Genomic DNA, 8,874 nt, shown 5'->3' with positions numbered 1-8,874 from the left:
GTGAATGAGCCTGTCATTCTAACGACTTCTGAAGCGTTAAATGAGCAAAAGTCACCTACTTTAAAAAATGACGAATCTGAAGCTATATCAGAAGAAACATTTGAAGCCTATATCGATACACAAGAGGTAAACAAGCAACCTCAACAGGAAGAAGAAAATATGGACGAAGAACATAAAAAAGAAAAGGGCTCATTATTTTTCAATTTCTTTAGGAAATGGAGTTAGTTTAAAGTGGTTTAGTATGAAAAGTAGAACTGATAAATCGTCCAATAAGTATGAAAATACATATTGGACTTTTTTATGCTCAACAGTCACATAAGATGATTCATGGAGATTGGATAAAGCTTCCCTAAAGCGCTCTCTAAAATTTATACAATAAAAGCTTCAATTTAGATATTTGCCCTGACCCCACAAACATAGCTGAATAGAATAATGAAGAAAGGGGGTGTAAAAATGTGTATGAATTGTAATTCAACGTGCGGCGGCTGTGCAAATCAAAATAATGAGTGTGCTGCACTCGGTCCTTTTGAAGCTATAGATGCTGCATGTATTTCTACTCCACCAGCAACAGGCTCCATCATCCCATTCGCATCAGGTATTGTTCCTGTTGTTTTAACATCAGTTCTTGGTGGCGCTATCGGGACAGTAAGTATGGTAGGATTCGGCACGTCTATTCCAGGGGTAACCCTTACTGGTATAAATATAGACTTAACAGCTGCTACTGGAACAGAAGCCTTTTCCGTTCCACGTGCAGGAACTATTACATCTATTTCTGCGTCCTTGTCTGCAACAGTTGGTGTAGGTCTTTTAGGAACAGCAACAGTCAGAGCGCAAATTTACCGCGCGGTTGCGGGAAGTAATATTTTCAGCCCTACAGATGCATTTGTTGATTTAGCACCAGCTCTCTCAACAATAGCAATAGGTACTATTACATTTGGTACTAGAAACGTTACACCAGTGCCAGTAGCTGCTGGTGATCGTTTATTAATGATATTCTCTCTTACTTCCTCAGGGATTGTTGCTTCTGTTACTGGTAACGCAAGTGCAGGAATCAATATTGTATAAAAGATTATGCTCGTATGTTAGATTAAAGCTACCCTACAGCGTTAATCATCCATGCAAAATATGATACTACCTTGAAAACAATTGAAAAAATAAGCAAAAAAATAGGCGATTTTCTTAAAACTGAGAAATCGCCTATTTTTCAATTTAAATGGATTGCATTAATTATTTCGCCAAAGCATTTTGAATATGAGCAAGGTGATGCTTTCCATGCCAAGCATATAGAGCTATGGCTTTTTCAAGTGTTAGTAATCCTGAATCTGGATGGTTAAACGCTCTTTGCAGTTGCTCCTCTGTTAGACTGGACAGTAAATAAACCCAGCGCTCATGTAAGCTTTCGATTAGTTTATAGGAGGTCGCTACTGGAAGTTCTGAATCTGGAAGTTGTGCCCATTCCGCTTCATTGTACGGCTTAATCGTCGGTACATCCTCAGTTAGTGCTAATTTAAAACGAATATAGCTATTCATATGACTATCGGCGATGTGATGGACTAGCTGTGTAACAGTCCAGCCATGTTCTCGATACGTTTTCGCTAATGCTTGCTCACTTACACCACTTAGTTCCTCCGCTAATTGTCTAGGTAACAGACGAATATCATCAATCCATTCCTTTACTTGCTGAGTTGTCACAATTTCCGGAAATTGAAATTGCCCAATTGGATAGCGTAAATCGGTCATATAGCTCTCCTCCGTTTTCTATTTTCTTACTTTTTATATTACCAATTTAATATTTTTCGCGCTACTGGCATTATTTTTTCAGGATCATGGGCATTCCTTAATATGTTAAAGCAATACACATAAATTTTTTCATAGTACTCCTTAAGCAAGTAAGCAATTCGATCATCTGCTCGAAAAATTTTGTATGCACTTAACCACCCCATTTTCTCTAACTATATACGTAAACAATTGAACTACCCAAAATGTGACAAAAAATAAACTTCCACTATCAAAAATAAAAACCCTTATTATGCAAGAATTTAAACTTACAAAATAAGGGTTTTGAATATTTATTTCACTATAACATAACAAATTCTATTGAGTGATATCATAAATTAACGTATCAAAATAGCTGCCGTTGATATAAAGCAATATTGCCCATACGCCCGGCTCTGGAATTTTTACACTTGAGGGTGTATGGGCATCTGCACCATTATTAGGTCCACCAAGGCCCGTTGTCCAACCATTTATCAATATTGGATGAACTGTTTTTGAATCTTTATGATAGCCGACTATCGTCAGCTCTGTGTCAAGAGTAGGCTCTACTCCCCAAAGATGCCACATCCATTTTTGGGTGCTTAGGCTTGGCGCATCAGCACCAATGACGCCAGATTTATTGATATTCCCTACTATACTACCTCTATCACCAAACACTTCGGCTTTTTTGTCCCAATTAATTGATGCAAAGTCACTTTCTTGAACAAAATCAGGTAAATCATCAGGTAGTACTACTGCTTTTTCATTCATTACACAGCCTGCTAGAAATAATAATACTGTAAATACAAGGATACATCGCTTCATTACACCACTCCTTCAAGATGGCTTTATCTATGTAACGAATTTTTTGTATGTATTGTTACAGATTATTCTGAATATTTTTCTATTGATCTTACTACAAATTCAGCTAACGATTTTAGAGGATGAGTAATTGTTAGCCCTGACTCTTTTTCGAATAGCTGTGCAGCCTCCACCATTGAAAGCTGTGCAACAGACGTTTGTCGTTGATCCTCTTTTAAATGATAAAGAGCTTGAAGAATGGCTTTTTTATATGCTTCCTGCTTTCCCTGCATAATCAGTTCAAAAGAATTGTCGATTACCTTTGCTACAGCTTCAATCTCTTTGTTATGTTGGATGGCATATTGCTGAAGCCTGTGCATTGTACCCTCTACGGTTCCAGGATTCGTAAAAAGGATTGTTTGAGGCTGTTCATTCTTACAAATAGCTTCAAAAAAGGGTTCGTCTATTTTCAAAATTGGAATGGAAAGTGTAATGGGTGCTTCCTCTAACAGAGCAATATAATTTGTACACGTTATTAAAATAGCATCTATCTGACAGCTCTCCATCCATTCAAGCTGTTCCTTCACCTTAAAAGCTAAACCGCTATTTCCATTTAAGGCTTGCAGGATAAGACCTGGATCTACAAAATGTACAAGCTCTATGTGATTGATATTTAAAAATGTTTGTTCAATATATGCTATGTTCGAATAATGTGCATGCAAGCAGCCAAGCCTTTTCCGCAAATGTATTCCCTCCTACTTAGTAAGCTGTTTCTCCATCGTTGCTATAGAAAGAGAGAAGCTGTTAAGATTCTCGCCCTTCTGCTCTTTTGTAATAACATAACCTAATGAAAGATATAACTCAATGTTTCGAGGGACAGACATACGAACCTTACATTTACTAATCGTTTTACCATTAGCAAGTGCATGATGTTCAAGCTTTTTCAATACTGCTTTGGCCAAGCCATGTCCTTGTTTTGAAGGGATGACAGATAATCTAAAAAAATAAACACTGTGATCACTAAATGTAAACCTTACCATAGCAACGGGCTGTTCATTGAGATAAGCAATAAAGGCATTTTCTCCTCTTTCCATACCCTCTTTAATCGATTCAACCGTTTCATTAAGTGCACTTGAGGGCGGTGTTGTATGCTCATATTCTTTAAATGCCTGTAACATTACATCATGAATAATAGGTGCATCTTTTAATTGTGCTAACATAATTACCATCTTTATCAGGATTTCCCTTTTGTTTTAATATACATTTTATTGCATTTTTAAATAAATTTAAACCGCATTATCAAAGATAATGCGGTTTCGTTATTTATTTTTATTCACAAAACGTATTGCTCTACTCATAATAGTTGGAACAATGGAAGCATGATTTTCTTCAAGTCCCTCATAAAAGGAAATATCCATGACATTCTGTAATCTATTTGCAATTTGTTGTGCATCATCCACCATAAAGGTTTCAAGTTCACCCACTCCGATGAACAGCTTTGCCTTTATTTCCTGATTATCCTTAATAAATGCTGATGCAAAACGTAATAGCTCATGCTCGTTCCACCAAATAGAAGGGCTAATAGCAATATAACGTTGATAACTAGACGATTGATGGAATAATTGCCACAGCACAAAATAGCCAGCAAGTGAATGTCCAAAAAGTGTTTGCTGTTCATTATTTATAGGAAAGTTAGCTAGCATCTCTGGCTTTAATTCTTCCTCTAAAAACCTGCTAAAGTTTTCGGCTCCACCATGCCTTTCATGGTCCTTTCCTTTAAATCTTGCAGGATACGTATAGGATTCAGCTTGTCCCGTAAAATCATAAAAACGTCGTTCCTGCATATCAGCTCCATGCCCAATGCCAACTACGATTGCTGGTAATATACCTGTCTTCGGGGCATTTCTACTTTGCAGACGCATTGCTTCCTTTACAAGCTGGAAATAGGACGATCCATCTAATACATATAAAACAGGAAAGCCTTCTTCTGGCGCCTCACCCTGAGGTACGTAGATGTTGATTGTATACCTATAATTCGTAAAATTGGAGGTCATTTGCTGTGTTAAATAATCGAGATTTGTCCTTTCGAGCATCATTGATTAACCTCCTTTAGCACATCATAGCCATAACATACAGGTGTATTCGTCACAGGGTCCACCATAATACGTGCATCAATATTAAATACCTGACGCATTACATCCACGGATAATATCTCTTGAGGTGTCCCTGTTTTCATCACAACACCCTGACGCATTGCGATTAAATGGTCTGAATAACGTGCTGCATGATTAATGTCATGTAAGACCATCACTATTGTGCAACGATGCTCCTCATTCAAGCTTTTCACAATTTCTAGCACCTCTAACTGGTGTGCCATATCTAAATAAGTCGTCGGTTCATCTAGCAATAAAATATTTGTTTCTTGTGCAAGTGCCATTGCCAGCCATACACGTTGACGTTGACCTCCTGAAAGCTGTGCAAGGTCTCGATCACGAAATTCTATAGTGTTGGTAACGGTTAAGGCCCACTCAATCATTTCCTCATCCTTTTTTGTCAGGCGATTGACATTATTCCGATGCGGATAGCGACCATAGGCAATTAGCTCCTCTACCTTTAGCTGTCCAGGAGCAATGGGTGTTTGTGAAAGGATCGCTAGCTTTTTTGCGATTTCCTTTGTAGATAGATTTTGCATATTTTGATCCTGCAAATAAACCGTACCCTGTTGTTTTTTCAATATCCGACCAATTGTTTTCAACAATGTGGATTTTCCACAACCATTTGGTCCTATAATGGTTGTAACCTTTCCCTCCTCAATTGTTAAATTTAGACCTTCAAATACTCGAACCTGCTCATAGCCAGAAGATAAATTTTCCATTCTAAATGCAGTTTGCACACCTTTTCCCTCCTATGCTTTTGATTTCACTAATAAATATAAGAAATATGGAATTCCTATAATGGAGACAACAATACCAACTGCCAGCTCAGATGGTGCAAATACTGTTTTTCCAATAAAATCAGCCAAAATTAATAAGCCAGCACCAATTAATGCACTTACTGGCATGACATAACGATGCTGTATACCAACAAGTTGCTTCGCAATATGCGGTGCCATTAATCCAATAAAGCCAATACTACCCGATACCGAAACACAGGCACTGACTAAACCAACGCTTGCCAGTAACAGCTTCATCTTCTCTTTTTCAACCGCTATCCCTAAGCTAGTAATACTATCCTCTTCCAGCTGAAAATAATCGAGTAAATATGATTTACGATGCACATAAATACCTAATATAATCAGCCACGGCAACATCGTTACCACAAAAACCCAATTAGCATTGTAGATGGAGCCGGCCATCCATACTGCTGCTGATTCATAATCTTGGGCGCTCATTTTTAATGATAAAAATAATGATAATGCCCCAAATCCACTATTAATGGCTATCCCAGTTAAAATTAATCGCTGCATATCCAAGTGACCATTTTTTAGGGCAAAGGAAAAAATTAGTATAGCGGCTATTGCTCCTCCGACAAATCCAAATAGCGGCATCATTAAAATGGATAACCAGCTATTCATATCCGCAGTCACTAAACGTAATTGAAAGAAAAACATAAATATCACAACGGCTGCTCCAGCTCCAGCATTGATTCCTAAAATGCCAGGGTCTGCTAGTCCATTACGTGTAATACCTTGTAATACCACACCTGCCATACCTAAGCCAACGCCAACAAGGGCTGCAATGACAATACGTGGTAAACGAAATTCAAAAATAACAAGATCAAATTTTGGATTGGGCTCAATACGGAGTAATGTTTTAGTGACATCCATCACAGACATATCAAATACCCCATTCGTAATATGAAGATAGCTGGCAACTAAAATAAATAAAATAAGTATAGAAGCGGTCATAACAAATACACTTGAGGTTTTTTTACGCACGCTTTTCACCCCCGTGTTTACGAACTAAATATAAGAAGAATGGAACACCCACTAATGCTGTTAATACACCAATTGGCGTTTCGAATGGAAAATTGACAAAACGGCTAAGTACATCACAAAGTGCTAGGAAAAACGAGCCTATTACCGCCGCACAAGGAATAATAAAGCGATAATCTACTCCAACAAGGAAGCGTGTAATATGTGGGATAACTAATCCAACAAAGGCAATTTTTCCGACAAGTGCAACTGCTGTACCTGTTAAACATACAACAGCTAGCATACTAATGATTTTCACCGCTGTTGTCTTTTGTCCAAGCCCTATGGCAATATCTTCACCCAAAGAAGTGATTGTAATAGCCTTCGCTGATAATAAGGCAAGGACTAAACCGACTAAACCAAATGGGATAGCTAGCAGCAGCATATCCATATCCACCATATGTACCTTCGTGTTATACCATACACTTACTGTTTGCGATACTTGGAAATACATTGCAATCGCAGTAGCTATACTACTTAAAAATGTACCAATAACAGTACCAATAATCGCCAGTCGAACAGGTGATAAACCATTGCGAATTAAAGAACCAAATCCAAAAACTATTCCAGCCCCTAATGCAGAGCCCACCATAGAAAGCAGAATCATTTGGTAGTTAGGGAGACCTGGGAAAAATACAATAGCTAGCGTAATAACAAAAGCTGAGCCATCATTCACACCCATCAAGGAAGGGGATGCTAAATAATTTCGTGTAATGCCCTGCATAACAGCACCAGCTACTGCTAAAAATGCGCCCACTAATAAAACTGCAGCAATCCTAGGAATACGACCAGTTCTAACAATTTGATGATCCACATTCGAGGGATCAAATGCAGAAATCGCCTGCCATATTGTGATTGCACTAATGTCTTTTGTTCCGTACATAACGGAAACTAATGCTATCATCACAATTAAAAATGGAGAAGCTGCTACTATTGAAAATGCCATTATGTTTGTTTTTTTCAACTTCCACACCTTTTTCTATTTGAACTCTTATAAAAGGCTGGTAATAGCCTGGTGATGCCACCAAATCTATTACCAGCCTCTCTAAAACAACTATTTAAGTAATTTTTCTGTTGCAATATCTAAGAATTTCACTTTAGACCAAGCCGTACCACCTTGTGCTAACGGATCAATTGCATTCACGAAAATTTGATTATTTTGTGATGCCTTTAAGCTTGCAAAAATCGGATTCTTTTGTAAATCCTCTAATGCTTTTGGTGCATCTGCATTTTCTGATTCCTCAAACTGAAGGAAAATGGCATCTGGATTTACCTGCGCTAATGTTTCAAGAGAAAGTTCAGCCTGAGCTTTTGTTGTTTTAAGAATTTCAGGAATTGGTGCTCCTAAATCCTCATATAAAACCGGATTTAAGTAAACGCCTGCTGGATAAATATACATTACTCCGCCACGTACTCGAATAACTAATACTTGTTTGTCTGTAAGCTGCTCTTTCGATTTAGCTTGTGCATCAGCCACCTTGGTATCATAATCTGCAATGATTTTTTTAGCATCATCCTCTTTACCAGTAAGCTGTGCAAGTAATGTTAGGTTTTCCTTCCAATTTGTAGAGATATGTGAATATGGAATCATTGTTTGAATTTTGTTGAGCTTTTCAGCAGTTTCTTCAGGGAATTTGGAAGTACCTACAATTACATCTGGATCAAGATCAAGAATGGCTTCTGCGTTAGGCTCCATTTTATTCCCCACAAGCTTAGCACCCTCAAATTCAGAAACAAGATAAGAAGGAATTTTACCACCAATTTCAAGTACTCCGACTGGCTTAATACCGAGCATCGCAGCATCCTCCATGGATTCCAAGCTTGCCGCTACAATATTATTCACTTTAGCAGGAAGTTCATATTTTTCCCCTAGATAAGTGATTGTCTGAGTTTTAGTCTCATTTGCTTGTGATTCTGTTGCACTTGTTTCCGCTGTATTATTTGAAGATGCATTGGACTCTTCTGCTTTATCTGTTCCACATGCTGCCAAGGATAAAGCTAATAAAGCAGGTGCACACATTTTAAAATATTTATTCATTTATATTCTCTCCCTACAACTCTCTATTGATAATGATAATCGTTTTCATTATTAAGTCAATAGAAATCAATAATTTAATTGATACTCATTATCATTTACGGATATTATCCTAACAAAGAGAAAAACAGTTGTGAATGGATAATTTCATGAATAACATGGACTTTTGCCGTTTTGATTTCATAGTGTTGAAAAACTAAATGGTCAAGGAACTCTTTGTGAATACTACTAATTCAAATGAAGGTGATTTCCGTTCCAGGCTACTCGCTTTCCTGTGGGCGAGCGACGAGCCGCTTCCTGCGCTGACGCT

General features: G+C 37.7%; 11 protein-coding genes. 2 read left to right on the top strand and 9 right to left on the bottom strand.

The window, feature by feature from the left end; genetic code table 11:
* Window positions 1–225: hypothetical protein (locus AC3WOM_RS03925; RefSeq protein WP_492445104.1), on the top strand; the 225-nt coding region annotated here is incomplete at its 5' end.
* 228 nt (window positions 226–453) lie between these two features.
* The gene (locus AC3WOM_RS03920) at window positions 454–1,065 is read left to right on the top strand and encodes an exosporium glycoprotein BclB-related protein (protein WP_427537522.1); all 612 of its coding nucleotides are present in this window, start codon (window positions 454–456) and stop codon (window positions 1,063–1,065) included.
* A 162-nt stretch (window positions 1,066–1,227) separates the two neighbouring features.
* On the opposite strand, the gene AC3WOM_RS03915 is transcribed toward AC3WOM_RS03920, so the two are convergent.
* The 9 genes from AC3WOM_RS03915 to AC3WOM_RS03875 all read right to left on the bottom strand — a co-directional run bounded on the left by AC3WOM_RS03915 (window position 1,228) and on the right by AC3WOM_RS03875 (window position 8,567).
* A complete protein-coding gene (locus AC3WOM_RS03915; RefSeq protein WP_427537519.1) occupies window positions 1,228–1,740 on the bottom strand; it encodes a YfiT family bacillithiol transferase in 513 nt (170 codons plus the stop codon).
* A 354-nt stretch (window positions 1,741–2,094) separates the two neighbouring features.
* On the bottom strand, window positions 2,095–2,580 hold the full coding sequence (locus AC3WOM_RS03910; protein ID WP_427537516.1) for a DUF4871 domain-containing protein: 486 nt from the start codon (window positions 2,578–2,580) through the stop codon (window positions 2,095–2,097).
* Window positions 2,581–2,642: 62 nt separating this feature from the next.
* Window positions 2,643–3,305, bottom strand: a complete 663-nt coding sequence (locus AC3WOM_RS03905) for a hypothetical protein (RefSeq protein WP_492445199.1) — start codon at window positions 3,303–3,305, stop codon at window positions 2,643–2,645.
* A 6-nt stretch (window positions 3,306–3,311) separates the two neighbouring features.
* Window positions 3,312–3,776, bottom strand: a complete 465-nt coding sequence (locus AC3WOM_RS03900) for a GNAT family N-acetyltransferase (protein WP_492445102.1) — start codon at window positions 3,774–3,776, stop codon at window positions 3,312–3,314.
* Window positions 3,777–3,875: 99 nt separating this feature from the next.
* On the bottom strand, window positions 3,876–4,652 hold the full coding sequence (locus AC3WOM_RS03895; protein ID WP_492445101.1) for an alpha/beta hydrolase: 777 nt from the start codon (window positions 4,650–4,652) through the stop codon (window positions 3,876–3,878).
* Window positions 4,649–5,431: an ABC transporter ATP-binding protein gene (locus tag AC3WOM_RS03890; RefSeq protein WP_492445197.1), complete on the bottom strand. Its 783-nt coding sequence runs from the start codon at window positions 5,429–5,431 to the stop codon at window positions 4,649–4,651. Before AC3WOM_RS03890 ends, AC3WOM_RS03895 begins: the two co-directional genes overlap by 4 nt.
* A 30-nt stretch (window positions 5,432–5,461) precedes the next feature.
* Window positions 5,462–6,493: a FecCD family ABC transporter permease gene (locus AC3WOM_RS03885; protein WP_492445099.1), complete on the bottom strand. Its 1,032-nt coding sequence runs from the start codon at window positions 6,491–6,493 to the stop codon at window positions 5,462–5,464.
* Window positions 6,486–7,493 (bottom strand): FecCD family ABC transporter permease, encoded by a 1,008-nt coding sequence (locus AC3WOM_RS03880; RefSeq protein ID WP_492445097.1) that lies wholly within the window; start codon window positions 7,491–7,493, stop codon window positions 6,486–6,488. The genes AC3WOM_RS03885 and AC3WOM_RS03880 overlap by 8 nt, the downstream gene beginning before the upstream one ends.
* A gap of 90 nt (window positions 7,494–7,583) precedes the next feature.
* The gene (locus AC3WOM_RS03875; protein WP_492445096.1) at window positions 7,584–8,567 is read right to left on the bottom strand and encodes an ABC transporter substrate-binding protein; all 984 of its coding nucleotides are present in this window, start codon (window positions 8,565–8,567) and stop codon (window positions 7,584–7,586) included.
* Window positions 8,568–8,874 lie beyond the last annotated feature (307 nt).

This window comes from Lysinibacillus sp. FW301-JW8, assembly GCF_058788755.1.
Note: the sequence above shows the minus strand (reverse complement) of the source record. Positions and strands in the feature narration are given on the sequence as shown.